Origin of the sequence: Streptomyces sp. SudanB5_2050 (assembly GCF_964272335.1) — a bacterium.
GTDB lineage: Bacteria > Actinomycetota > Actinomycetes > Streptomycetales > Streptomycetaceae > Streptomyces > Streptomyces rochei.
Genome location: NZ_OZ186760.1, coordinates 7,852,489 through 7,874,837 on the forward strand (window position 1 = coordinate 7,852,489; position 22,349 = coordinate 7,874,837).

Sequence of the window (22,349 nt, forward strand, 5' to 3'; positions counted from 1 at the left end):
ATGAGGCCGAGGGCGTCCGACATCGGTGTGTGAAGACAGAATCGATCAACTCGGACGTAAAGCGGCCGGTGTCTTCAGTCCGCCGAAGCGGGTGGCACGGGCACCGGCGAACCAGAAACCTCACAAGGAGGACACGCCCCAGCCTATCGGGAAGCTGGCCCCAGCGGTCCATGGAACGCAGCAGCGAGCCCTGATCCCGGCCAACGGGCCGGGCGCAAGCACGTGTGCCCGGCCCCACCGCTGGTCAGCCGATCAGCTTGTGCAGCACGGGAACGCTGCCTCCAGCGGCCACCACGCCAGCCGCGACGGCCGCGGGCACGGATTTGTCGTGGAAGAACATGAGGCCGCCCATGACGAGGCCGATGAGGACGGCTGCCAGGAACACCACGGCGGCGTGCACCGACAGCAGCGGGGACTCCGAAGGCATCCCGGCGCCGGCCGGGCCGGGAGGTTCGGGGCAGGCGGGTATGGGGGAGTGCGGGTGCGGGTCCCGAGACATCGGGAGTCTCCTACGAGGCGGAGGAACAGAGACGGCGGACACCGTGGTGGTGTCGTCCCCGTGAGGGTGGTGCGCGCCTCGCGGTCGGCGTTCCTGCTGCGGCTCTCTGCAGAAGAGCGTCCCTGTGGGCCTTCGGCCCGGCCCAGGGTGGGCGTAATCAGCGTATCCGGAGTCAGCGCGTGCGTTCTATCGGGTGCCTGAGCGCCCCGGCAACTGTCCGACGGCGAACTCCCCTGCCCCATGGCCCCGTGGGCCCTGATCACAGTGCTCTGCCGGCCGTCTACCTTCATCGGCTTGACCGGCTGATGGCTCGGGGCGGGAGCACCCCGGTCCCGACGTGCAGCTTGCCGCCGGGCCGCCGGGGCAGTCGCCGCTGCCCCGGCGAGCGCGGTCTACGGAGCGGTGCGCCCGAGGACACCGAACGTCGTCCACATGCCGGCAGCATAGACGGGGTCGTCGGTAAACCGGCTGGTGGCAGGGTGTCCAGACCGTTGAAGCACCGGTGCGGGCATGCACGGTGAACGTGGTTGCGTGACGCGTAGCTGATCTTGCCACTGGATCGGATGACTTTCCTCGGCAGTCGCTTGCGCGGTGCACGGGGCGCATCGTGTGCTTGTCCGTGACAGGGGCGACGGGCGCCCCCGGGAGGAAGAACGCCGTATGAAGACGCCGGTCACCACCGACATCACGACCGTCGAGAATTCCGTTTGGGTCCGCTGGCTGCCCAACGCTCTGCCGGCCGCGGGCTACATCACGCTGAGGAACTCCGCTCAGCAACGCTACACGATCACCAAGATCACCAGCCCGGACTACCAGAGGATCACGGTGTACCGGCTCGTGACCGACTCCGAGAGCTCGAAGTACGAGAAGGTGGACTTCAAAACCCTCACCATCCCCGCCGAGGGAAGGCTCACGATGACACCGGGTGGCTACCACATCATGTTCGAGAAGCCCACCCACCTGATCACGCCCGGCGACAACGCCCGCGTCATCTTCTTCCTGGACGACGGCAAGGTCTTCAAGGTCCGGATGCCCGTCCGTACCTCGCCTGAGCTGAACTGACCCCCTCGCACCTGCCAGGAGCCCGGACATGACCGCCTTTCACCTCGACCTCGGCGACAACCAGACCGAGGCGCTCGACTCCGTCACCAAGCTCACCCTCGTCGACACCCCGCTCGACATCGAAACCTTCATCACCTCCAACCCCAACGCGCCCGTGCCTCTGTACGGCAACGTGATCCTCACTCGCGGCGACGTCCGTAACCCGGCCACCACGGCCTGGGTCGAGGACGTCGAGAACACCGACACCCACCAGGACGTCGTCCTCATTGCCGGAGACCCCGCCGACCCCGACTCCCGCCGCATCCGCCTCACCGACGCCTGGGCCAGCGTCAGCTACCACCTCGACGAAGACGACGACCCCGACGCCTTCGCCATCAGCTTCACCGACATCACCCTCGAGAAGTAGCGGGTCCGCAACGGCCAGGAGCGCCGTGCGTCAACGCACCCGGCGGACACAGGAGCGGCACACCACCCGGTGGGTGGCGTGCCGCCGTGGTTCAGGCTGAGCCGGGTTTCTGGTCACCGGCTGCCGGACGTCAGTGGCGGCTGCCGTGGCGGTTGCGGAGGGTGGCGGTGTAGGGGCGGTTGCCATGGTCCGAACCGCTCCTGGTCCGGGCAGGCCGCGTGTTGAGCCCGGCGCACGTCGATCAGCGGTTTACCCGTAGCCAGCACTGCCGGAGCCGGAGAGTCCGTGGACGAAGCTGACCAAGGTGGAGGCGCTGGCGACACCGGCCGGCACGGTCAAGGCACCCGCCTCGGAGGCGGAGGTCAAGCCGTCGGCCGAGGTCGCGGCCTGGCGGGTGGCGCAGAAGGCCCGCGCCAGCGGTGAAGAGCCCGCCAAGATGTCCGTGTCCCGCTCGGCCGCCGCTGCAGCCGACTACCTGCCCGAGGGCCAGGGCGAGGTGCCCTGGCACCAGATCCTCGACACCCGCCTGAACGACGCCCTGGTCGCGCGGGTGAACGTCTCCAACGGCAACCTGATGCTCGCCGCGACCGACTTCGACGTCGCCGGCGTCGGCCAGAAACTTCAGCTGACCCGCACCTACAACTCCTTTGAGGCCCCGCGGGGGTCCTCGGCGGCGTACCTGTCGCCGGTGAGGAGAAAAGCCGTGCGCATCAGCCCCGGCCACCGACCGATCACGAATCTGCGGAACTCCTCGTCCCGTATCTGCTTGCCATCCCCCATGGGCACCTCCTGAATACCTGAAGGAGTCCACGAGCCGACGGGACCGTTGCCTCAGGACACAGGCTTCGCGAAGATCCTCCCGTACGCCCTGCAACCGGCGGCGGTCCCTCCCTGTCTCGGCGTCCACGCCATACGTGGTCCGCAGCGACGCAGCTCCCACCGGTGTCGCGCTGTGGTGGCGCAGCGGGCCAACGGATCAGGGGTGCGTCGTCACGTTCCCCGATCGCCTTACTGCTCTACGACGTCGCTTCCTGTGGCTGCCAGAGCGTCATGGGAGTCTCCGGGCATGAGTTACGACCTTGCTGTCTGGGAGGGCGAGAGGCCGGCGGATGACAAGACCGCCCGCCAGTTCTTCCGCGAGCTGTACGACCGCTACATCGACGGCGAGGTGATGACCTGTTCGTTGCCGAACATCTTCGGATGGAATAACTGCGTGGCCAGGGAGTCGATCTGTCGAATGACATTGAGTCTCTTCAAACCTGAAGTTCCATCTTCGGGTCCTCAGTTGACTCGGGCTGGCCCCTGAAGAAGCCTCCGTGGACGGTCTCGCCGCGGAGTCGCCATCACGCGCCCCGGCCGGTTGTGTTGATGTGCGCCAGACCCTCTGGCAGGGTGCGGACATCAAACGGGGAGGGACCCATGCTGAAGCAAGTCGTCGACGGCGTGCTGATCCACCAGAGTGAGTTGCTCGAGAACAATACCGTTGTCGTACAGGGCAGGGACGGCGTGCTACTCGTAGATGCCGGGATTACCGGTGCCGAAATGACCTGCCTGGCAAACGACCTTCGACAGCTGGGCCGGCCCGTGGTGGCAGGGTTCTCGACGCATCCTGATTGGGATCACGTGCTCTGGCACGCCGAACTCGGCGAAGCACCTCGTTACGGCACAGCCCGCTGCGCGGACTTCATGCAGGATGTGTTGTCGAACGCGGACTGGAAGGCCGGCGTCGCTGAGGGGTTGCCGCCGGAAATCGCCGAGGACACACCGCTCGACCTGTACGGCCTGATCACTGGTCTGCCTGCTGAAACTGCGCAGCTTCCCTGGGACGGCCCCAAGGTGCGGATCATCGAGCATCCGGCGCATGCCCAGGGCCATGCGGCCCTGTTGATCGAAGAACGCCGAGTTCTCATCGCCGGCGACATGCTCTCCGACGTCTTCGTTCCCATGCTCGACGACACCGTTGAGCCGATTGAGGACTACCTGGTCGGGCTGGAGCTGCTCGAGGGCGTAGCGGACGACGTCGATGTCGTCATCCCCGGACATGGCTCCCTCGCCAGGGATGAGGAGGTACGCGCCAGGATCAAACTGGATCGCGCGTACGTGGAGGACCTACGTGACGCCCGGGTGTCCAGCGACCCGCGGGTCGTATCGCCCAAACCCGGCTGGGAGTGGGCAAGCGACATCCACGAAGGGCAGGCCCGAAACCTCGCCCGACGAAGCCAGCGCGACGGGACGCCTGGCTAGCAAGCTGCTTCCGCCGCAAGACGCCCCTGTCTGTGAGCCTCTTCAGAGCTGGCAGCGCTGAACGTCTCGGACTGTCGTGCGCAACGACGAAGTTCCTGGTAGATGGATTCTCGACCAAGATCACCCGTGTTCGCCAAGAGCTTCGCGTGCTTGTCTATCCGTCCTCTATCGACTTGTCCACCAGCACCTTGCGGTTCTTGGCCAGAGAACTGAGGGCCAGGCGCCGGAACATCGGGACGCGGTGGCGGCGGCTTCCCGTGGCACGTCAGGCCCTGCTCGCCCTGGCCCACCTGCGGTGCGGTGACACCTACGCCCAGCTCGCAGCGGGGTTCGGCATCGGGATCGCCACCGTCTACCGCTACATACGTGAAGCCATCGAGGTTCTGGCCACCCTCGCCCCGACCTTGACCCAAGCGATGAAGACCATACGGACCAAGGCGTTCGTCATCCTCGACGGCACCCTGCTGCCCATCGACCGCATCGCCGCCGACACCCCGTACTACTCCGGGAAACACAAACCCCACGGCATGAATGTTCAGATCCTCACCGATCCGTTCGGACGGCTGCTCTGGGCCTCACCGGCACTGCCCGGCTCGGCCCACGATCTGACCGCCGCCCGGCAGCACGGGATCATCGACGCCCTCGCCGCAGCGGGGCTCAGGTGCTGGGCGGACAAGGCGTACCAAGGAGCCGGTGGGCACGTCCGCATCCCGTTTCGGGGCCGTCGCCTCAAGCAGTGGAAGCGCCGCCACAACACCACCCATGCCATGATCCGTTGCCTTGGCGAGCAGGCCATAGCAACCCTCAAGGGCTGGCGACTCCTGCGGAAACTTCGATGCAGCACCAACCGCATCACCAACGTCGTGAAGGCAGTAGTCGTCCTTTACCAGGCATCAGCGTGAGGTTGGAAAACGCTCACTGTTGTGGCAGGCAGAGTTACATGCCGCGGTCGGGCCCACTCCACGGCTCTGGCCGTTCGTCGGCGGTCATCGGAAGGCGGCGCAGTTGTACCGGGCCAGGATAGAAGGCTGAGGTGTTGGGGCCGGCCATGTCTTCGCCGCTGAGGTAGCGGTAGAGCCATTCGGCGAAATTCATCTTGTACTGCGCCCACCCACCTTCGCCGTCTTCGACCAGGATCCCTGAGAGCGTGCCGTCCGCAGCCATGAGAAACAGCGTTTCGCCTCGATCGGTGCTGGCAATCGGCCACAGTCCGTCACGGGTAGCGAAGCTCAACTCTGTGAGTCCGAAGAGCAAGCGAGGGTCCTCCTCCGGGTCAAGGTCCTCCCAGGGAACCTGAGACCAGGCACGGGCCGTGTCCCGTATCCAGTCGCCCAGATTCCACCTTGCGGTCGCGGGATGGTGCAAGGACAGGTGGCCGTTGAGCTGGATGGGAGCGTACGCGTCCACGAGGGTCTGGTAGTCGGTCGGCAGCCGGACGCCAAGTTCTGCGTGGAGGCGGTCCCAGGCGGATGGGTCCGCGTAGCGGTTCTGGGCCGGGCCGAGCATCGCCATGACTGCGGGCAGGTAGTCGGTCATGACGCTCCTCGCTACTGTCTCGTCTCTGCAGCAGGATCATCCCAGTTCGGAGGTGTCACCGGTCAGGCTGTCAGCCTGCGATAGCAGATCAGGGCAGCGGTGATGCCGGCGAATGCTAGAAAATGGTCGGCCTTGCGCTCGTAGCGGCGGTGCAGGCAGCGGCAGCCGGACAGCCACGTCACGGTGCGCTCCACGGTCCAACGGTGCCGGCCAAGGCGCTGGGAGGACTCGAAGCCCCGGCGTGCGATGCGCGGTGTGATGTTGCGGGAGCGGAGCCAGGCGCGTAGCCGGTCGAAGTCGAGCCTTTGTCACCATGGAGCTTGGCTGGTCGACGGCGGCGCGGACCGCGACGGGATCGGATGGGTGGGAGGCCCCGCACCAAGGACTCCAGCCCTTGGCTGTCGTGGGTGTTCGCAGCCGAGATTCCGATGGAGGGGGCACACCGGTCCGCTCGGTGATCAAGTGGATCTCTGATCCCTTCTTCCCGCGATCTACGGGATTCGGACCCGTTAGATCCCCCCTTTGAGGGCCCTCATGTTCACTGAGTCGATTGCGCACCGCGACCAGTCCAGTTCACCCCGCGCGCCGAGCTCGTCCAAGACCAGGCGGTGCAGCTTGCCCCACACTCGAGCTCTGCTTCACTCAGTGAAACGACGGTGCGCGGTCGATCCGGATGGACCGAAGCCTGGCGGCAGCTGCCCGCCACGTGCAACCGGTCTTGACCACGAACACGATGGCAGCCAGCACCTGTCGGTCCCGTAACGACGTTACCCTCCGCCTTAGGGTCGCACCGGTGCCGCCGGAACCACCCGCTGGAACAACTCCCACAACGCGTCCGGCACCAGCCGTTCCACCATGGCCATCACGACGGTCAGCCTAGTTCTCCAGCCAGTTGAGACGACCTCGTAGCGGGTGGTGATGTCGCACCATTGCTTCAGGTGGTTGATGGACCGCTCGATGGTGTTGCGCTACTTGTGTGCATCGCTGTCCAGGGTCGGCGGTCTGTCGTCCGTCCGGCCGGTTGTCATGACGGGTACCGGGACCGGGCGAGAACCGTTGGCGAGGGACTCCGCGCCGGCCACGCCGACCAGTGACGCGGCCACGGCGGGTCGTACCGGTACCAGGGGCGGCTCTGCGTGTGCCATCGTGGCTCGGAAGGCGCGCAGTATCCGTACGGTGCCCTCGGCCCCGCGTGCTACGGGTTCCCCGGCGAGGGTGAAGGGCGGAGGGGTGCGTTCCTCCTCGTGTGCGTGGCCCTCCGGGGCCGCCCAGCTTTCCGTCCTGACGCGGATGGACCAGGACCGTTCGCCGGTGGTCCGGACGGACTCGGCCAGCGCCTTGGTGCCGCGTACGGAGATCCAGCTCCAGTGGCTGTCGGCCTCGCCTTGGAGGAACCCGTGCCGAGTGAGGGCCAGTGCGCCGGTGGACAGCCGCACAGCCATGACGACCGCGGCGCGTGGATCCGCCTCGTCCACCGAGAACGCCGACACCTCCACCGGCCAGGCCTTCGTGAGGGCCAGTATCGGTGAAACGGTGTGCGTGCAGTACGCCGTGGGAGCGATGCGCCCGCGCCAGTGCGCCGGATCACCGATCAGGCCCGCGACCTCGTCCGGGGACATGCCGTGCAGATAGTCGGCTTCGATGAGGCTGATCCGGCCCAGCTCTCCGGCTTCGATCGCCTGCCGGAGGAGACGGACATGCGGATGGGCCACGTAGTTCTCGGCGAAGGAATAGGTCGCGGAGGACCTGTCCGCCGCCGCGATGAGCCGCTCGCCTTCCGCGGCGTCCACGCACGCCGCCGACTCGGACAGCACATGCACCCCACGGTCCAGGAACGCGATGGCCAATGGCGCGTGTTCGTCGAAATCGTTGGCCAGGACGACCCCGTCTAGACGGTGCTCCAGTAACTCCTGCCACTGTTCCACGAGCACCGCTTCTGGTAACTGCGCCCGCGCCACGGCACGGCGTTCGGGGTCGCGGTCGCATGCCGCCACGACCTCCAAGCCCACCTTGCGGCACCAGTCCGCCAGGTGAAGCCCCATCCTGAGTCCGATCACTCCTACCCGCATACAGACATCCTCTTCCGAATCCCCTTTCCGCACAGCTGGTTTCCCACCGTGAAAGCGCAGCAGGTGAAGGGACTGACCGGAGCACCCGTCCCGGAATACGACGTAGGCCGGCCTGGGAGGAGATCCCTCGTGAGGCTCTTCTTCCTGTGCCCCGGCAGGATTCGCACCTTCGACACCCGCTGGAGAAGCTGGGTGATCTGAGGGCGAAGGGTTCCGTGTGCTGTGGGTCGGTCGGGGCGGGTTGTGTGCGGGTTCCGACAGCCTCGCGGCCGAGAAGGCTTTCAGTAACAGTCTGTGCTGCGGGTACCGGTGGTGCCTGGTGTGCGGCGCTCGATCCTGGAGAAGTGCGACAGTCGGGCTGTCCGCCTGCGCGCAGTCTTACGTGGTCCGGGCTTCGGAGTCGGGTTCCGGGTTCACGATGCGACTGGCCGATGTGCCAGGGCCTGATTGGTGACCTCGTCAGCTGAAAAGTTCCTCCGCCGGCGGCCGGAAGATCAAGTTACTGGCGTGTCCGGATGGGTATGCCAGGGCTCTGTCCGGTTTGTTCAGCCCGGTCGTGTATCTCGTCGTTCGAGGCGTGGTTTGCGTCCGTGGTCTGCTGTAGGAGCACGACCGTTTCCGTGCGATTCATCTTCTCAGGGCTCGTCAGGTTCTTCCGCCGAGTCGCCCTTACGGCTCTTTTGGGTGGTGGTGTGGATTTCGGTGTAGACGTGGGCGCCGCGGTTTTCGTTGAGGTCGAGGGAGGTGAGGATGGAGGGGAGGGTGATGGTGGGGAGGAGGTGGCGGAGGAGGGCGTTGGCGCGGGTGGTGAGGTCGGTGTAGTCGCTGAGGGCGTGGGACATGGATTGGATGCCGGCGTAGGCGCCGACGAGGACGTCGGCGGTTTCTGTGGGGTTGACGTGGGGGAGGAGTTCGCCTTGGTCGCGGGCTTTTTCGAGGCGTTGGCGGGTGAGGTCGGCCCATTGGCGGAAGGGGCCGGTGCGGTCGAATTCTGTGGAGAGTTGGTCCATGGTGAGGCGGACGGCTGCGCGGACCATGGGGTCGGTCTGGAGTCGGTGGGTGTGGAGCATGACGACGTCGATGAGTTCTTGGGTTTTGGAGGGGCGTTCGGGGATGGTGAGGTTGCGGTTCTGTGTGGCGAGGACTTCTTGGGCGAGGTCGTCTTTGGAGGGGAAGTGGAAGTAGAGGGCGCCTTTGGTGACGCCTGCGGTGGTGAGGATGTCGGCGATGGTGGCGGCTTTGTAGCCGCGTTCGTTGAAGACTGTGGCGGCGGCCAGCATGATGTTCTGGCGTGTGCGGATCGCTCGTTCTTGTGCCGGCACGTTGCCCTCCCGTTGTGCGATGAGCCCTGTGGAAGGCTTCGCTTACAAACCGTCTAGTTCGTATTTTAACGTCGGTGGGCGTGTGGCCAAGACGTGCGGGTGGGTAACTTCGGTGGCGACAGGTGGGGATCGGCCGTTCGGGGTGGGGGGCGTTGTGGTGGTTTTGGTGACGGGTGGGTCGGGGACGGTGGGCGGGGAGGTGGTGCGGCGGTTGCCGGCCGGTGTGGAGGTGCGGGTTCTGGTGCGTGATCCGGCTCGGGTGGCGGCCGGGGGGCGGGTGAGGGTGGTGCGTGGGGATTACGGTGATGCGGCGTCGTTGCGGGCGGCTCTGCGGGGGGTGAGGCGGGCGTTTTTGGTGACGACGGTGGTCGGGGGGGATCAGGATGCGTGTTTTGTGCGGGCGGCGGCGGATGCGGGTGTGGAGCATGTGGTGAAGCTGTCGGCGGCCGCTGTGGAGGATGCGGGGGCGGATGATCTGATCACGTGCTGGCAGCGGGAGAGTGAGGAGCTGCTGCGTTCCTCGGGTCTGGCCTGGACGTTGTTGCGGCCCCGTTCGTTCATGTCGAACAGTCTCGGGTGGGCGGCGGAGGTCCGGGCCGAGGGTGTGGTGCGTGATCTGTTCGGGGCGTCGTTGAACGCGTGTGTGGATCCGGGGGATGTGGCGGAGGTGGCGGTGCGGGCGCTGACGGGGCCGGGGCATGCGGGGCGTGCGTATGTGCTGACGGGTCCGGAGGCGGTCTCGGCGGTTCAGCGGACGGCCCGGCTGTCGTGTGTGCTGGGCCGTCCGCTGCGTTTCGAGGAGCTGGGGTGGGAGGAGGCCCGGGCCCGGTGGGGCCGGCGGTATCCGCCGGCGGTGGTGGAGGCGCTGCTGCGGAGTGCTGTGCGGCAGCGGGAGGGGGCCAAGGCCGGGGTGGACGGGACGTTCGCCCGCCTGGTGGGCAGGCCTGCGCGGTCGTTCGGTCAGTGGGCGGCCGACCATGTGGCGGGTTTTTCCGGCCGCTGACCGGGCGGCGGGGTGGCGCGGGGGTGGCGGGTGTCAGGCGGCGTCTGCTGCTGTGACGGTGCAGGTGAAGACGGTCTGGCCGCGCTGGTGTCCGGTGATGTGGACGGTGGTGAGGCCGGGGCTGTGGGTGGGGTGGGGGGCGGCCTCGATGATGCAGGGGATGTCGAGTTCGGCGTACTGCACCAGTTCGCTGGTCAGGCCGAGGGGGAGCAGGGAGGTTCTTCCCAGGGCTCCTGCTGCTGCCTGCCGGGCCGCTTCGAGGAGGACCATGCCGGGGACGTGGTCGCCGGGGTGGTCGAAGAGGACGGGGTGCTGGGTGTCCAGCCGCAGCTGCCAGCGGTGGGGGTCCTCGGTGGGGGAGAGGACCACGTCGGCGGGGGACATGCGTCCCACGCTCTGCGGGGCGGCGGGTGCGGTCAGCGGCAGGGGGCGGTGGCCGTCGGCGAACACGTGGGGCGGGCGCAGCCGCCGGTAGACGGTGGGGGAGACGCAGGAGAAGGAGAAGACGCCGGTCGCCGCGGTGTGGCCGTCGCGGCGTACGACGGCCTGGTAGCGCAGGGCGGCGAGGCGGCCGCCGCGCATCTTGAGGTCCTCGCAGGTCACGTCGAGGTCGAGGGAGGCGGGGGCCTGGTGGATCATCAGGTGGTGCGGGTCGACGCGCAGGCTGAGGTCGTGCAGCAGGTAGTGGTGGCCGAAGGGGACGCCGAATTCGGCGTGGCCGAGGAGGGATCCGACCTGGCGGATCGTTTCGGCGGCGATGAGGGGGTCGTGGTAGCGGCCGTCGATCGGGGTGAAGAAGCTGTGGCCGCGCGGCCACTGGGCGGCGACTTTGAAGCGTGTGTCGTCCACGCGCTCCCAGTCGGTGAGCATGACCTCGGCGACGGCGGCGCGGTGGACCAGTTCCTTGGGGACGGTCGTCGTCAGGTTCGGGTAGCGGAAGAGGCTGGGCCGCAACCGCGGGGTGCCGGCGGGCAGTACGGGCTCCTGGCCGAGGGCCGGGTGTGTTGCGGGGAACGCGCTGGTAGCCATTTTTCCCCCTGCTAATGGACGTATCGAAAGCGCTCCGTCCGCCGTCGGTGACGGACGTGATGAAAGATAGGGACCGTCCGGTTTGATTTCTAGGGGAACCGGTCCCTCCGACGAGCCGCTCTTGGAGGCCGCCCTTCCGGAAGCCGTCGCTCCGCCCGGCACCCTGCTCTGTTGCCGAAGGCGGGCCCCTGCGGGCGCCTGCGGGGCGGCGGGGCCGGCGCCCGTCCTCTCGAGCGGAAGTGCAGCGCTCCTGTAGTGCGCGGGCGGACGGTGGCCGCACGCCGAGAGGAGGGGACATGGCCGAACCGGAGCGGGCCGTGCCCGCTGTGCGCATCGAGCGCGGACGTGCCGGTGCCGAGGAACTGGCCGCGCTCACCGTCGTGCTGTACGCGCTGATGGCCCGCCGGGACGAGGGGCCGGGCGGGCGGGAGCGGTCGGGGGTCGCCCCGTGGCGGCCCGGACGCCGGGCCGGGGCCTACCGGTCCCCCTATTGCTGGCGGTAGGCCGGCACCGCATCTTCCATGGCTGATTCCTGTGCGCGCCGAGCTCCCCGAACCAAAACCGCATAGATGGTTTGTTACGGTGAAGCGACGACCGGGCCGCGCCATGAGGGAGGGACAGATCGTGACGATACTCAATGACATTCCTCGGGTGGCGCTTCCCGCGGAGCCGGCGGACGCGCGCGGGCGGGTGGCCGAGCTGCACGGTGTGCGTGCGCAGGCGCTGGCCGGGCCGGGTGAGAAGGCGACGGCGGCGCAGCACGCCAAGGGCAAGCTGACCGCGCGGGAGCGGATCGAGCTGCTGCTGGATGCGGGGTCGTTCCGGGAGGTCGAGCAGTTGCGGCGGCACCGGGCGACCGGGTTCGGGCTGGAGGCCAAGAAGCCGTACACGGACGGTGTGATCACCGGCTGGGGGACGGTGGAGGGCCGGACGGTCTTCGTCTACGCGCACGACTTCCGGATCTTCGGCGGTGCGCTGGGCGAGGCGCACGCCACGAAGATCCACAAGATCATGGACATGGCCATCGCGGCCGGCGCTCCGCTGGTCTCCCTCAACGACGGCGCGGGCGCCCGGATCCAGGAGGGCGTCTCGGCGCTCGCCGGCTACGGCGGCATCTTCCAGCGCAACACCCGGGCGTCGGGGGTCATCCCGCAGATCAGCGTGATGCTCGGCCCGTGCGCGGGCGGCGCGGCCTACAGCCCCGCCCTCACCGACTTCGTGTTCATGGTCCGCGACACCTCGCAGATGTTCATCACCGGTCCCGACGTGGTCAAGGCGGTCACCGGTGAGGAGATCACCCAGAACGGTCTGGGCGGGGCCGACGTCCACGCCGAGACCTCGGGGGTGGCGCACTTCGCCTACGACGACGAGGAGACCTGCCTCGCCGAGGTCCGCTACCTGCTGTCGATGCTGCCGCAGAACAACCGGGAGTTCCCGCCCTGCACGCCCTGCTCGGACCCGCAGTCCCGGCGTTCCGAGGCGCTGCTGGACCTGGTGCCGGCGGACGGCAACCGTCCCTACGACATGGCCAGGGTCATCGAGGAGATCGTCGACGACGGCGAGTACCTGGAGGTCCACGAGCGCTGGGCCCGCAACATCATCTGCGCTCTGGCGCGGCTGAACGGGCAGGTCGTGGGCATCGTCGCCAACCAGCCGCAGGCCCTGGCCGGCGTCCTGGACATCGAGGCCTCCGAGAAGGCCGCCCGCTTCGTCCAGATGTGCGACGCCTTCAACATTCCCCTCGTCACCTTCCTGGACGTCCCCGGCTTCCTGCCGGGCGTCGACCAGGAGCACGGCGGGATCATCCGTCACGGCGCCAAGCTGCTGTACGCGTACTGCAACGCCACCGTCCCGCGGATCTCCCTGATCCTGCGCAAGGCCTACGGCGGCGCCTACATCGTGATGGACTCCCAGTCCATCGGCGCCGACCTCACCTACGCCTGGCCGACCAACGAGATCGCCGTGATGGGCGCCGAGGGCGCCGCCAACGTCATCTTCCGCCGGCAGATCGCCGAGGCCGAGGACCCCGACGCGGTGCGCGCCCGCATGGTCAAGGAGTACAGGGCCGAGCTGATGCACCCCTACTACGCGGCCGAACGCGGCCTGGTCGACGACGTCATCGACCCCGCCGGGACCCGCGAGGTGCTGATCGAGTCCCTGGCGATGCTGCGCACCAAGGACGCCGACGTGCCCTCCCGCAAGCACGGCAACCCCCCGCAGTGACGGAGTGATCGATGGTCAGACAGGAACGTGCGGTGCGTACGCGGGAAGCCCTGATCAGGTCTGCGGCCGAGATCTTCCACGACGAGGGCTTCCACGCCGCGGCGCTCACCACGATCAGCTCCAGGGCGGGGGTGAGCAACGGCGCACTGCACTTCCACTTCGCCAGCAAGGCGGCGCTGGCGGACGCGGTGGAGGAAGCGGCCGCAGACGTGCTGCGGGCCGTCGTCGGCCGGTGGGACGGGGGACCGCCCGGGGTTCTGCAGTGCCTGGTGAACGCCACCCATGAGCTGGCCTGCGCCCTGCAGAACGACGTGGTGCTGCGGGCGGGTTTCGAGCTGAGCCGGGAGGCCGGCCGGCAGCCGCGGACCGACCTGCGGCTGTGCTGGCAGAACTGGGTCACCGACATGGTCGGCCGGGCCGGGCGCGGCGGCGAGCTGCGCGAGAGCGTGGCGCCGGAGAGCGCCGTGGCCGCCGTGGTCGCCGCCACCAGCGGCTTCGAGGTGCTCGGCATGCGCAACCAGGCGTGGCTGTCACGCAGTACGGTCGCCCAGTTCTGGCTGCTGCTCCTGCCCGCGCTCGCGCCGGCGCCGCACGCCGGGCTCTGGCAGGCCGAGGGCTCCTGGACCGGGACCGCCACCGGATAATTAAAGACCGTACGGTCTCCTTTGGGGGCGCCGACCGGACGCCCGAATCGGGCATTCGGGAAACGGCGCCCCTTTTCCCTGTGCGGGGCTTCCCCGTGCCGCGCGATCCGCGCCGATGGTTTCCAGTCAATCGCTCCGGTGCTGTACAGGGCGCGGTTTCGCGCAACCCTGGCGAATCATGGGCGGGTTGAGTGGTGAAGGGCCTGTTCGGAGCCGGGTTGTGGGCAGATGTTCGATCAGGGTTTGACTGGATCTGGGCGATGCCGGGGCGGCGCGTCGAGTCCACATTGACAAACCGACTGAGCTGTTTTTTTATCGGGACTGCAGCCGCGCCGGGTCCCGGTCAGCGGGAGACGCGCAGGCCGGCCACCGGCCTGCGGCCTTGAAAACATGGGGGAAACGTGGACATCGAAGTGCTGGGTGCGCTGTCGGTGCGCGAGCACGGGGTGTCGGTCGTGCCGACCGCGCCCAAGCCGCGCCAGGTCCTGGCCCTGCTCGCGCTCAACGCCGACCAGGTGGTCCCGGTGGCCGCGCTCGTCGACGAACTGTGGGGGGAGAACCCGCCGCGCAGCGCGCGGACCACCCTGCAGACCTACGTCCTGCAGCTGCGCGAGCTGATGGCCCAGGCGCTGGCCCACGGCCCCGACGAACGCTGCACCGCCAAGGACATCCTCGCCACGGTTCCCGGCGGCTACCGCCTGCAGACACGCGGCGGCCACGTCGACTACCGCGAGTTCGACCAGCGCGCCGGCCTCGGCTACCGGGCCATGGACGCCGAGGACTACGCCGGCGCGGCCCGCCGGCTGGCCGACGCGCTCGCGCTGTGGAACGGGCAGGCCCTGACCGACATCCAGGCCGGCCTGCGCATCGACACGGAGGTCAAGCGGCTGGAGGAGGCCCGGCTGTGCGCGCTCGACCAGCGCATCGAGGCCGACCTGCGGCTCGGACGCCACCGGGAACTGCTGTCGGAACTGACGGTCCTGGTCAACCAGTACCGCATGCACGAGAGCCTGCACGGCCAGTTCATGCTGGCCCTGCACCGCTCGGGCCGGCGCGGTGAGGCCCTCAACGTCTACCAGCGGCTGCGCAGCACACTCGTGCACGAACTGGGCCTGGAACCCTCCGCCGCGCTCAGCCGCCTGCAGCGCTCCATCCTCATGGCCCGCCCCGAGACGCCCGCCGCCGCCGGCGGCAGCGGCCGCCTCGTCACCCGCTGACCCGGCCGCCGTTCCTCACGGGCCGCACGGATGGTGTGCCGTGAGCCGGGCGACCTGCTCGGACAGCTCCCGCTGCTGCCGGCGCAGCAGCTCCACGTGGCCGCGCAGCCGCACCAGCTCCTCCCGGAGCACCCCGAGTTCGTCCCCGCCCTGCCCGGCCGTCCCGGCCCCCGCCCGGTCGGCGGAGTCCGCCGCCGGCTCACAGGAGCGCAGAATCGCTTCCCTGCGACGGCTGAGCACCTGGCCCGGCCCGATACCCAGATCACGGGCCAGCCGCCGGCGCGCCCTGTCGTAGGTGCTCAGCGCCTCGGCCCGGCGGCCGCAGCGGTGCAGCGCCGTCATCAGCTGCTCGTGGAACCGCTCACGCAGCGGGTGCACGGCGACCAGCTCCTCCAGCTCACCGGTGATCTCCGCACAGCGGTCCGCCCGCAGACAGACGTCGTAGAGCACCTCCAGGGCACGCAGCCGGCTCTCCTCCAGCAGCGCCGCCTCGGCCGAACAGATGGGCCCCTGGCCGCTGCCCTGCAGAGCGGGCCCGCGCCACAGCGCCAGACCCTCGCGCAGCACCTCCACCGCCCGGCCCGGGGCGGTGGCGGCCAGCTCGCGCCCCTGGCCCACCAGACGGTGGAAGCGCTGCGCGTCCGTCGCCGCCGGCCCCAGGCTCAGGGTGTAGCCCAGCGGGGAGGTCCGCAGCCACACGTGGCGCGGCCCGCCCGGGCCCGGGGCCGGCAGCAGCCGCCGCAGCCGGGCCACATGGGCCTGCAGCGCGTTGGCGGCGTTGACCGGAGGGTGCCCGCCCCACAGCTCCTCCACGAGGCACTCGGCGGGCACCGCCTGCCCGGCCCTCACCAGCAGCGCGCCCAGCAGCGCACGCTGCTTCGCACCCGCGGGAACGATCCGTACGCCGAAACGCTCGTCGTGGATCTGCACGGAACCAAGAATCCGGAACTCCATCTCGCCCTTGCCCGGGAAGCACCCGATTCCGCATCCGCCGGCCCGGATCACGGCCCCGGTATTCCCTCACGAATAGCAGGTGCACTTCCTTCCGCACGGACTCTAGCCGCCCATGGTTTCCGGCACGCTATTCTCCAGCCGGCCCCGTACCGGCGTGGGCGATTCCTCGAGAGTTCTTCAGCCCCCGCGGCCCCGGCCCGCCCGAAAAGGACAGGACACCGCGACCGAAAAGCCCGCCCCGCCCGGACAGCCGGTGACACACGCCCGCCGCCGCCGGCCAGGACAGGAAACCCGGTACCGCCGGCCAGGACAGGGGACCCTCCGTCACCGGCCGGGACAGGGCATCCTCCGCTGCCGGACGGCCGGCCACGACCGTCCCCGGACGGCCGGCACCGCTCCCCGGCCCCCGCACGCGCCGCCCGGCGCCGTCACCGCGGCCCTCGCCGCGGCTCTCGCCGTGGCCGGAAAAACAACCGAAACGAATACGCCCCCGACCGTACCGGGCGCAAAATCACCACCCGTGAGCGGTAACCCGGAGACAGCCCGGACAAAGCCGCAGCCTCCTGTCTTCCAGGGACGGGTCAAGAATAACTAGAGCCGCCCTCGCGCGCCGATCAGAGAACCGTCCGGTTCCTCTTGCCGCGGAGTGGCGGGAATGACGCGGACAGGCGCAAGGAGGCAGTATCAAGTAGCTCCGTCAACGGCTCAGAACCAGTCGCCCCGAAACATTGCGGAGGGAATTATGGAAATAAAAGTCCTGGGTGCGTTGAACGCCGAATTCGAGGGAATCTCGGTCGTCCCCAGTGCGGGCAAGCCCCGGCAGATCCTGGCGCTGCTCGCCCTGTACCCCGGCCGGGTGGTGCCGGTGCCCACCCTCATGGAGGAGATCTGGGGCACCGACCTGCCGCAGAGTTCGATGACCACGCTGCAGACGTACATCCTCCAGCTGCGCCGCCTGCTGGGCACGGCCATGGGCCCCGACGTGCCGGGCTCGGCCAAGGACGTCCTGGCCACCCGCTACGGCGGGTACCTGCTGCAGATACCCGCCGAGGCGGTCGACGCGTTCACCTACGAGCGGCTCGTGACCGAAGGACGACAGGCCTACGAGGACGGCGAGGACGAGCGGGCGGCCACGGTGCTGCGCCGGGCGCTCGACCTGTGGGACGGCCCCGCCCTGGTCGACGTGCGGGTCGGGCCCGTCCTGGAGATCGAGGCGATGCGCCTGGAGCAGAGCCGGCTGGTGGCCCGCGAGCGCCGCATCGACGCCGACCTGCGGCTGGGCCGGCACGTCGAACTCATCGCCGAACTCACCGACCTGATCGCCCGCCACCCCCAGCACGAAGGGCTGCACTCCCAGGCCATGGTGGCGCTCTACCGCTCCGGCAGGCAGGCCGCCGCCCTCGACGTCTACCGCAGGCTCCGCCAGCGGCTCATCGACGAACTCGGCGTCGAACCCTCCCCGCAACTGCAGCGGCTGCACCAGGCGATGCTCGCCGTCGACCCGCGCCTGGACATCGTGGCGGGCCCCCGGCGCACCTCCACGTTCGACCTGTACGCAGCATGAGGCGCCGGTGCCCTCGCCGCCCGGCCGGACCCGGCACGCCGGCCCCCGCAGGGGCGGCGGCCGCCGCGGCCGCCGGCCGGGGCCGCCGCCCGCCTCGCCGCGGGGTTGAGCGCCGCACGAGCCGCGCGGGCGACGCTCGGTGCCCAGGGGCACCCACCCCCCGGACCGGCGCCGGGACGGCACCGCGTGGCACGCGCCACGCCGGCGGCGCCCGCCCGGATGGGGCCGGACCGGACCGTTCACAAGGAGGGCGACGCATGGCTTCCCGCTCCAGGGACCGTGAGGCGGGCACCGCACGGATCACACTCACCTGCCTCGCCCACGCCGGAGCGGGCGTGGCGAGCTACCGCGGCTGGTCCGCGGCGGTCGGACCCGGCATCGACGTGGCCGCCCTGCCGCTCCCGGGCCGCGACAGCCGCCGCCGCGAACCACGCCTGACCGAACGCGCCGGCCTGCTCGCCGACTTCCTGCCGACCCTGCTTCAGACGGCACGCCGCGGCCCCTACGCGCTCTACGGACACAGCATGGGAGCCCTCGTCGGCTACACGCTCACCCGGGCCCTGGCCGACTCCGGCCTGCCCCCGCTGTTCCTGGCCGTCGGCGCCTGCCCGCCCCCGCACACCACCACCGTCCTGGCGGACGCGGCGGACCTGCCCGACGAGGACCTGCTGCCGCTGCTCGACGAGATCGGCTCCCTGCCGCCGGGCGCCTCCGCCTCCCCCGGCGGACTGTGGCGGCGCACCTTCCTGCCCGTCCTGCGCGACGACCTGCGCCTGGCCCGATCGCTGCGCAACGCCGCCCTGGACCCGGTCACCGGAGGGCCGCTGGACGTGCCCGTCCTGGTCTTCGCGGGCCGCGACGACCCGCTCGCCGCACCCGCCGCCCTGCGCCACTGGCAGCAGTGGACCACCAACCTGATCGAACTGCACACCGTCGCCGGGGGACACTTCTTCGCAAGCTCCTCGAGCCTGGCCCAGCACGTCGGCCGGGCCTGCCGCGGCCACGTGACCGCGCTGCCCACGGGAGGCGGCCGGTGAACCGCGTCGTGATCACCGGGATCGGCGTCGTCGCCCCCGGCGCGGTGGGCACCGCCGGCTTCTGGGACCTGCTCACCGTCGGCCGCACCGCCACCCGCCGCGTCACCCTCTTCGACGCCTGCGGCTACCGCTCCCGCGTCGCCGCCGAGGTCGACTTCACCCCCGCCGCCCACGGATTCGACCTCGCCGACACCGAACGCCTGGACCGCGCGGCACAGTTCGCGCTGGTCGCCGCACGCGAAGCCGTCGCCGACAGCGGCGTCGCGGACCGCATCGGCCGCAACCCCCTGCGCACCGGCGTCAGCCTGGGCAGCGCCATCGGCTGCACCACGAGCCTGGCCACCCAGTACGCCATCCTCAGCGACTGCGGCACCACCTGGACCCTCGACCACACCGAGGCCGCCGAATCCCTCTACGACTACTTCGTCCCCAGCTCCCTGGCCGCCACCGTCGCCCGCGACCGGGGCGCACAGGGCCCCGTCGCCCTCGTCTCCAGCGGCTGCACCTCCGGCCTGGACGCCGTCGGCCACGGCGCCGACCTGATCCGGGAAGGCAGCGCCGACATCGTCGTCGCCGGCGGAACGGAAGCACCCATCGTGCCCATCGCCATGGCCTGCTTCGACCGCCTGCGCCTCACCAGCTCCCGCAACGACGACCCCGCCACCGCCAGCCGCCCCTTCGACCGCACCCGCGACGGATTCGTGCTCGGCGAGGGCGCCGCCGTCCTGGTCCTGGAAGAACTCGAACACGCCCGCCGCCGCGGCGCCCGCCCCTACGCGGAACTGTCCGCCATCGCCGCCCACAGCAGCGCCCACCACATGACGGGACTGCGCCCCGGGGCACTGGAGATGGCCGACGCCATCCGCGCCGCCCTCGACCAGGCACGGCTGAACCCCGCCGACGTCGACTACATCAGCGCCCACGGCGCGGGAACCCGGCACAACGACCGGCACGAGACACACGCCCTCAAGGAAAGCCTGGGCGGCAGCGCCCACCGCGTGCCCGTCAGCTCCATCAAGTCGATGATCGGGCACGCCCTGGGCGCCGCCGGCGCCCTGGACCTGGCCGCCAGCGCCCTGGCCATCCGGCACGACACCGTCCCGCCCACCGCCAACCTCCACGAACCCGACCCCACCTGCGACCTCGACTACACCCCCCTGTTCGCCCGGGAACAGCGCACCAGCACCGTCCTCACCGTCGCCAGCGGCTTCGGCGGCTTCCACACGGCCGCCGTCCTCACCCGGCCACGGCTCAAGGAGGCCGCATGACCAAGGCGACCCAGGCCCCCGAACCGGCCCGACCCGCCGGCGCCGGAGGCCCCCGCCAGACCCTGGTCACCGGCATCGGAGTCGCCGCACCCAACGGCCTGGGCACCAGAGCCTGGTGGGACGCCGTGCTGTGCGGGCGCACCGGACTGGGCCCCATCACCCGCTTCGACGCCTCCGGCTACCCCGTACGCATCGCCGGCGAGATCCCCGGCTTCGTCGACGAGGACCACATCCCCAGCAGACTGCTGCCCTCCACCGACCGCGGCACCCGCATCGCCCTGGTCGCGGCCGAAGAAGCCCTGCGCGACGCTAACGTGAGCCCGGCCGACCTGCCCGCATACGGCGCCGGCGTGATCACCGCCAGCTCCGCGGGCGGCGCCGAATTCGGCGAACGGGGACTGGCCGCACTGTGGAGCAAAGGCGCCCAGCACGTCAGCGCCTACCAGTCCTTCGCGTCCTTCCACGCGGCAGCCCCCGCACAGATCTCCATCCGGCACCGACTGCGCGGCCACGGCTCGACCGTCGTCAGCGAACAGGCCGGCGGCATCGACGCACTCGCCCGCGCCCGGCGGCGGATCCGCGACGGGGCATGCCTCATGGTCACCGGCGGGATCGACTCCACACTGTGCGCATGGGGCTGGGCCGCGCACCTGGCGGACGGCCGGCTCAGCCCGGCCACCGAACCCGCCCGGGCCTACCGGCCCTTCGCGGCCACGGCCGACGGCCACGCGGTCGGCGAGGGCGGCGCCCTGCTCGTCCTGGAGGACGCCCGGGCCGCCGCCCGCCGGGGCGCCACCGGCTACGGCGTCATCGCCGGCTGCGCCGCCACCTTCGACGGACCCGACCGCCCTACACTGCGCCAGGCCGCGGAACTCGCCCTGGCCGACGCCGGCCTGGCCCCCGAACACGTGGACGTGGTCTTCGCCGACGGCGCCGCCGAGCGGCGCGCCGACCTCGTCGAGAGCCAGGCGCTGTGCGCGCTGTTCGGACCCTACGGAGTACCGGTCACCGTGCCGAAGACGATGACCGGGCGGCTGGGCGCGGGCGGCTCGGCCCTGGACGTGGCAGCCGCGCTGCTCGCCCTGCGCGAGAAGGTCGTACCCCCGACCACCGGAACCGGACGCGTCGCCGACGACTGCCCGCTGGACCTGGTCACCGGGGCCCCACGGGAACTGCCCCGGCTACGGGTGGCGCTGGTGCTGGCCCGCGGACGGGGCGGCTTCAACTCCGCCGCGGTGCTCCGGGCCCCTCAGACGGAGTGACGGACCGCCCCTAGCGAGACGGAGCGGAACACACGGGCGGCCAGGAACGGCCCGCGGCCCCGCGGGCCGCGCAAAGGGAAACACCCCCGGCGCCGACTCCCCGGCCTCCTGGCCCTCCTGGCCTTCCGGCCTTCCGGTCTCCTGGCCTTCCGGCCTTCCGGCCTTCCGGCCTCCCGGGCTCCTGGGCTCTTGGCCCTCCTGGCCTTCCGGCCTTCCGGTCTCCTGGCCTTCCGGCCTTCCGGCCTTCCGGCCTCCCGGGCTCCTGGGCTCTTGGCCCTCCTGGCTCCCCGGCCTTCCCGGTCTCCTGGCTGCCCGGCCTTCCGGCTCCTGGCCTTTCGGCCGTCCGTCTCTCCCGGTTGCCCGGCGTTCCGCCGTCCCGCCCGCGGCACGCGTGGTGGCGTCCCCGCCTAGCGGACGTCGTGGTCCTCGTCGGTCAGTTCGCGGGCCAGGCGCCGCTCCAGGTCGGTCAGAGGCATGTCGTCGCGCACCCGTTCCGGGTGTCCCGGCGGCGGCCGGTGCCACCGGATGCGCGGGCGCGGAGGGTGGTCGTACCGGTCCGTCTCGCCGGCCAGGCAGAGCCGCCCGTAGGCGACCAGACCCTCCCACAGGCCACGGACGCATCGGCGCGGGCGGAAGCGTCTCATCCCTGCCACCTCCCGGATCGCTTCTGGGGCCGCAGGCCACCGTCGGTCACCGGGCTCGAGGACCCGACGGTTCCCGCTGGAGCGCGTGCCCCCGGGCGCCGCTCCAGCGCGACACGAGCGCGCTACCGGCACATCCCTAGCGGTTCCGGACAGGGTCGAGAAAAGCCGCAGTACGACGGGCCCGGCCGCACCGGCCCGCCCCGGTGGACCCGGCACGCGTGCGGCCCAGCGGGGACCGGCCCGGCGGCGACGCCTTGGACGACGGAGGGTGTGGACGATGCCGGATGCGCGAGTGCACCGTACTGCCTGTGAGATGACGGCCCCGGCCCCGAGCGGAGTGCTCTACGGCCTGATCGCGGACGCCAC

The 22,349-nt window shown here is 70.2% G+C and carries 21 protein-coding genes and 3 pseudogenes; 15 read left to right on the top strand and 9 right to left on the bottom strand.

What is annotated here, in order from left to right; translation table 11 throughout:
• Nucleotides 1–244: 244 nt before the first annotated feature.
• Nucleotides 245–427 carry a hypothetical protein gene (locus ACFZP7_RS34430; RefSeq protein WP_385638247.1) on the bottom strand — a complete coding sequence of 61 codons (183 nt, stop codon included), beginning with the start codon at nucleotides 425–427 and terminating at the stop codon, nucleotides 245–247.
• Between the two features lie 732 nt (nucleotides 428–1,159).
• Between ACFZP7_RS34430 and ACFZP7_RS34435 the strand changes: the two genes are divergently transcribed.
• The 3 genes and pseudogenes from ACFZP7_RS34435 to ACFZP7_RS34445 all read left to right on the top strand — a co-directional run.
• Nucleotides 1,160–1,561, top strand: a complete 402-nt coding sequence (locus tag ACFZP7_RS34435) for a copper chaperone PCu(A)C (RefSeq protein ID WP_210952321.1) — start codon at nucleotides 1,160–1,162, stop codon at nucleotides 1,559–1,561.
• 28 nt (nucleotides 1,562–1,589) lie between these two features.
• The gene (locus tag ACFZP7_RS34440) at nucleotides 1,590–1,967 is read left to right on the top strand and encodes a hypothetical protein (protein ID WP_385638249.1); all 378 of its coding nucleotides are present in this window, start codon (nucleotides 1,590–1,592) and stop codon (nucleotides 1,965–1,967) included.
• A 436-nt stretch (nucleotides 1,968–2,403) separates the two neighbouring features.
• A pseudogene (locus ACFZP7_RS34445) lies at nucleotides 2,404–2,604 on the top strand (hypothetical protein); the annotation flags it as partial.
• Nucleotides 2,605–2,630: 26 nt separating this feature from the next.
• On the opposite strand, the pseudogene ACFZP7_RS34450 reads toward ACFZP7_RS34445, so the two are convergent.
• Nucleotides 2,631–2,747: pseudogene (locus ACFZP7_RS34450) on the bottom strand (SigE family RNA polymerase sigma factor); the annotation flags it as partial.
• Nucleotides 2,748–3,033: 286 nt separating this feature from the next.
• On the opposite strand from ACFZP7_RS34450, the gene ACFZP7_RS34455 reads away from it, so the two are divergent.
• The 3 genes from ACFZP7_RS34455 to ACFZP7_RS34465 all read left to right on the top strand — a co-directional run bounded on the left by ACFZP7_RS34455 (nucleotide 3,034) and on the right by ACFZP7_RS34465 (nucleotide 5,113).
• The gene (locus ACFZP7_RS34455; RefSeq protein ID WP_385638251.1) at nucleotides 3,034–3,273 is read left to right on the top strand and encodes a hypothetical protein; all 240 of its coding nucleotides are present in this window, start codon (nucleotides 3,034–3,036) and stop codon (nucleotides 3,271–3,273) included.
• Between the two features lie 113 nt (nucleotides 3,274–3,386).
• A complete protein-coding gene (locus tag ACFZP7_RS34460) occupies nucleotides 3,387–4,211 on the top strand; it encodes an MBL fold metallo-hydrolase (protein WP_272590263.1) in 825 nt (274 codons plus the stop codon).
• Between the two features lie 146 nt (nucleotides 4,212–4,357).
• Nucleotides 4,358–5,113, top strand: coding sequence for a transposase family protein (locus ACFZP7_RS34465; protein WP_385638583.1), 756 nt, complete (start codon nucleotides 4,358–4,360; stop codon nucleotides 5,111–5,113).
• Nucleotides 5,114–5,147: 34 nt separating this feature from the next.
• On the opposite strand, the gene ACFZP7_RS34470 is transcribed toward ACFZP7_RS34465, so the two are convergent.
• From ACFZP7_RS34470 to ACFZP7_RS34485, 4 genes and pseudogenes are all read right to left on the bottom strand, one after another.
• Complete coding sequence (locus ACFZP7_RS34470; protein WP_385638252.1) at nucleotides 5,148–5,747, bottom strand: SMI1/KNR4 family protein; 600 nt, start codon at nucleotides 5,745–5,747, stop codon at nucleotides 5,148–5,150.
• Nucleotides 5,748–5,809: 62 nt separating this feature from the next.
• Nucleotides 5,810–6,604: pseudogene (locus tag ACFZP7_RS34475) on the bottom strand (IS5 family transposase).
• Nucleotides 6,605–6,715: 111 nt separating this feature from the next.
• The gene (locus ACFZP7_RS34480) at nucleotides 6,716–7,789 is read right to left on the bottom strand and encodes a Gfo/Idh/MocA family protein (RefSeq protein ID WP_385638255.1); all 1,074 of its coding nucleotides are present in this window, start codon (nucleotides 7,787–7,789) and stop codon (nucleotides 6,716–6,718) included.
• 662 nt (nucleotides 7,790–8,451) lie between these two features.
• The gene (locus ACFZP7_RS34485; protein ID WP_385638257.1) at nucleotides 8,452–9,138 is read right to left on the bottom strand and encodes a ScbR family autoregulator-binding transcription factor; all 687 of its coding nucleotides are present in this window, start codon (nucleotides 9,136–9,138) and stop codon (nucleotides 8,452–8,454) included.
• Between the two features lie 157 nt (nucleotides 9,139–9,295).
• Between ACFZP7_RS34485 and ACFZP7_RS34490 the strand changes: the two genes are divergently transcribed.
• Nucleotides 9,296–10,141: an NAD(P)H-binding protein gene (locus ACFZP7_RS34490; RefSeq protein ID WP_385638262.1), complete on the top strand. Its 846-nt coding sequence runs from the start codon at nucleotides 9,296–9,298 to the stop codon at nucleotides 10,139–10,141.
• 33 nt (nucleotides 10,142–10,174) lie between these two features.
• Here ACFZP7_RS34490 and ACFZP7_RS34495 read toward each other — a convergent pair whose 3' ends face one another.
• On the bottom strand, nucleotides 10,175–11,170 hold the full coding sequence (locus ACFZP7_RS34495; RefSeq protein ID WP_385633388.1) for a ScbA/BarX family gamma-butyrolactone biosynthesis protein: 996 nt from the start codon (nucleotides 11,168–11,170) through the stop codon (nucleotides 10,175–10,177).
• Between the two features lie 296 nt (nucleotides 11,171–11,466).
• On the opposite strand from ACFZP7_RS34495, the gene ACFZP7_RS34500 reads away from it, so the two are divergent.
• From ACFZP7_RS34500 to ACFZP7_RS34515, 4 genes are all read left to right on the top strand, one after another.
• Nucleotides 11,467–11,673, top strand: coding sequence for an acyl-CoA carboxylase epsilon subunit (locus ACFZP7_RS34500; protein ID WP_385633386.1), 207 nt, complete (start codon nucleotides 11,467–11,469; stop codon nucleotides 11,671–11,673).
• A 127-nt stretch (nucleotides 11,674–11,800) separates the two neighbouring features.
• A complete protein-coding gene (locus ACFZP7_RS34505) occupies nucleotides 11,801–13,393 on the top strand; it encodes an acyl-CoA carboxylase subunit beta (protein WP_385638259.1) in 1,593 nt (530 codons plus the stop codon).
• Between the two features lie 32 nt (nucleotides 13,394–13,425).
• Nucleotides 13,426–14,037 (top strand): ScbR family autoregulator-binding transcription factor, encoded by a 612-nt coding sequence (locus ACFZP7_RS34510; RefSeq protein WP_234331695.1) that lies wholly within the window; start codon nucleotides 13,426–13,428, stop codon nucleotides 14,035–14,037.
• 401 nt (nucleotides 14,038–14,438) lie between these two features.
• Nucleotides 14,439–15,254, top strand: coding sequence for an AfsR/SARP family transcriptional regulator (locus ACFZP7_RS34515; RefSeq protein ID WP_031022565.1), 816 nt, complete (start codon nucleotides 14,439–14,441; stop codon nucleotides 15,252–15,254).
• Nucleotides 15,255–15,269: 15 nt separating this feature from the next.
• Here ACFZP7_RS34515 and ACFZP7_RS34520 read toward each other — a convergent pair whose 3' ends face one another.
• Nucleotides 15,270–16,184: an AfsR/SARP family transcriptional regulator gene (locus ACFZP7_RS34520; RefSeq protein WP_308123184.1), complete on the bottom strand. Its 915-nt coding sequence runs from the start codon at nucleotides 16,182–16,184 to the stop codon at nucleotides 15,270–15,272.
• 766 nt (nucleotides 16,185–16,950) lie between these two features.
• Here ACFZP7_RS34520 and ACFZP7_RS34525 point away from each other — a divergent pair.
• The 4 genes from ACFZP7_RS34525 (at nucleotide 16,951) to ACFZP7_RS34540 (ending at nucleotide 21,339) form a co-directional block, all read left to right on the top strand.
• Nucleotides 16,951–17,772, top strand: a complete 822-nt coding sequence (locus ACFZP7_RS34525; protein WP_031022570.1) for an AfsR/SARP family transcriptional regulator — start codon at nucleotides 16,951–16,953, stop codon at nucleotides 17,770–17,772.
• A gap of 257 nt (nucleotides 17,773–18,029) precedes the next feature.
• Nucleotides 18,030–18,809 carry a thioesterase II family protein gene (locus tag ACFZP7_RS34530; protein WP_019330961.1) on the top strand — a complete coding sequence of 260 codons (780 nt, stop codon included), beginning with the start codon at nucleotides 18,030–18,032 and terminating at the stop codon, nucleotides 18,807–18,809.
• Nucleotides 18,806–20,077: a beta-ketoacyl-[acyl-carrier-protein] synthase family protein gene (locus tag ACFZP7_RS34535; protein WP_385633383.1), complete on the top strand. Its 1,272-nt coding sequence runs from the start codon at nucleotides 18,806–18,808 to the stop codon at nucleotides 20,075–20,077. The genes ACFZP7_RS34530 and ACFZP7_RS34535 overlap by 4 nt, the downstream gene beginning before the upstream one ends.
• The gene (locus tag ACFZP7_RS34540) at nucleotides 20,074–21,339 is read left to right on the top strand and encodes a beta-ketoacyl synthase N-terminal-like domain-containing protein (protein WP_385633381.1); all 1,266 of its coding nucleotides are present in this window, start codon (nucleotides 20,074–20,076) and stop codon (nucleotides 21,337–21,339) included. The genes ACFZP7_RS34535 and ACFZP7_RS34540 overlap by 4 nt, the downstream gene beginning before the upstream one ends.
• 407 nt (nucleotides 21,340–21,746) lie before the next feature.
• Here ACFZP7_RS34540 and ACFZP7_RS34545 read toward each other — a convergent pair whose 3' ends face one another.
• Nucleotides 21,747–21,983: a DUF6059 family protein gene (locus ACFZP7_RS34545; protein WP_046249269.1), complete on the bottom strand. Its 237-nt coding sequence runs from the start codon at nucleotides 21,981–21,983 to the stop codon at nucleotides 21,747–21,749.
• Nucleotides 21,984–22,349 lie beyond the last annotated feature (366 nt).

What these genes read in the sequence shown, in the direction of transcription:
- ACFZP7_RS34500 (WP_385633386.1), top strand. Translation starts at nt 11,467, where the DNA reads ATGGCCGAACCGGAGCGGGCCGTGCCCGCTGTGCGCATCGAGCGCGGA.
- ACFZP7_RS34545 (WP_046249269.1), bottom strand. Translation starts at nt 21,983, where the DNA reads ATGAGACGCTTCCGCCCGCGCCGATGCGTCCGTGGCCTGTGGGAGGGT.
- ACFZP7_RS34440 (WP_385638249.1), top strand. Translation starts at nt 1,590, where the DNA reads ATGACCGCCTTTCACCTCGACCTCGGCGACAACCAGACCGAGGCGCTC.
- ACFZP7_RS34455 (WP_385638251.1), top strand. Translation starts at nt 3,034, where the DNA reads ATGAGTTACGACCTTGCTGTCTGGGAGGGCGAGAGGCCGGCGGATGAC.
- ACFZP7_RS34430 (WP_385638247.1), bottom strand. Translation starts at nt 427, where the DNA reads ATGCCTTCGGAGTCCCCGCTGCTGTCGGTGCACGCCGCCGTGGTGTTC.
- ACFZP7_RS34540 (WP_385633381.1), top strand. Translation starts at nt 20,074, where the DNA reads ATGACCAAGGCGACCCAGGCCCCCGAACCGGCCCGACCCGCCGGCGCC.
- ACFZP7_RS34530 (WP_019330961.1), top strand. Translation starts at nt 18,030, where the DNA reads ATGGCTTCCCGCTCCAGGGACCGTGAGGCGGGCACCGCACGGATCACA.
- ACFZP7_RS34495 (WP_385633388.1), bottom strand. Translation starts at nt 11,170, where the DNA reads ATGGCTACCAGCGCGTTCCCCGCAACACACCCGGCCCTCGGCCAGGAG.
- ACFZP7_RS34525 (WP_031022570.1), top strand. Translation starts at nt 16,951, where the DNA reads ATGGAAATAAAAGTCCTGGGTGCGTTGAACGCCGAATTCGAGGGAATC.
- ACFZP7_RS34435 (WP_210952321.1), top strand. Translation starts at nt 1,160, where the DNA reads ATGAAGACGCCGGTCACCACCGACATCACGACCGTCGAGAATTCCGTT.
- ACFZP7_RS34470 (WP_385638252.1), bottom strand. Translation starts at nt 5,747, where the DNA reads ATGACCGACTACCTGCCCGCAGTCATGGCGATGCTCGGCCCGGCCCAG.
- ACFZP7_RS34460 (WP_272590263.1), top strand. Translation starts at nt 3,387, where the DNA reads ATGCTGAAGCAAGTCGTCGACGGCGTGCTGATCCACCAGAGTGAGTTG.
- ACFZP7_RS34480 (WP_385638255.1), bottom strand. Translation starts at nt 7,789, where the DNA reads ATGGGGCTTCACCTGGCGGACTGGTGCCGCAAGGTGGGCTTGGAGGTC.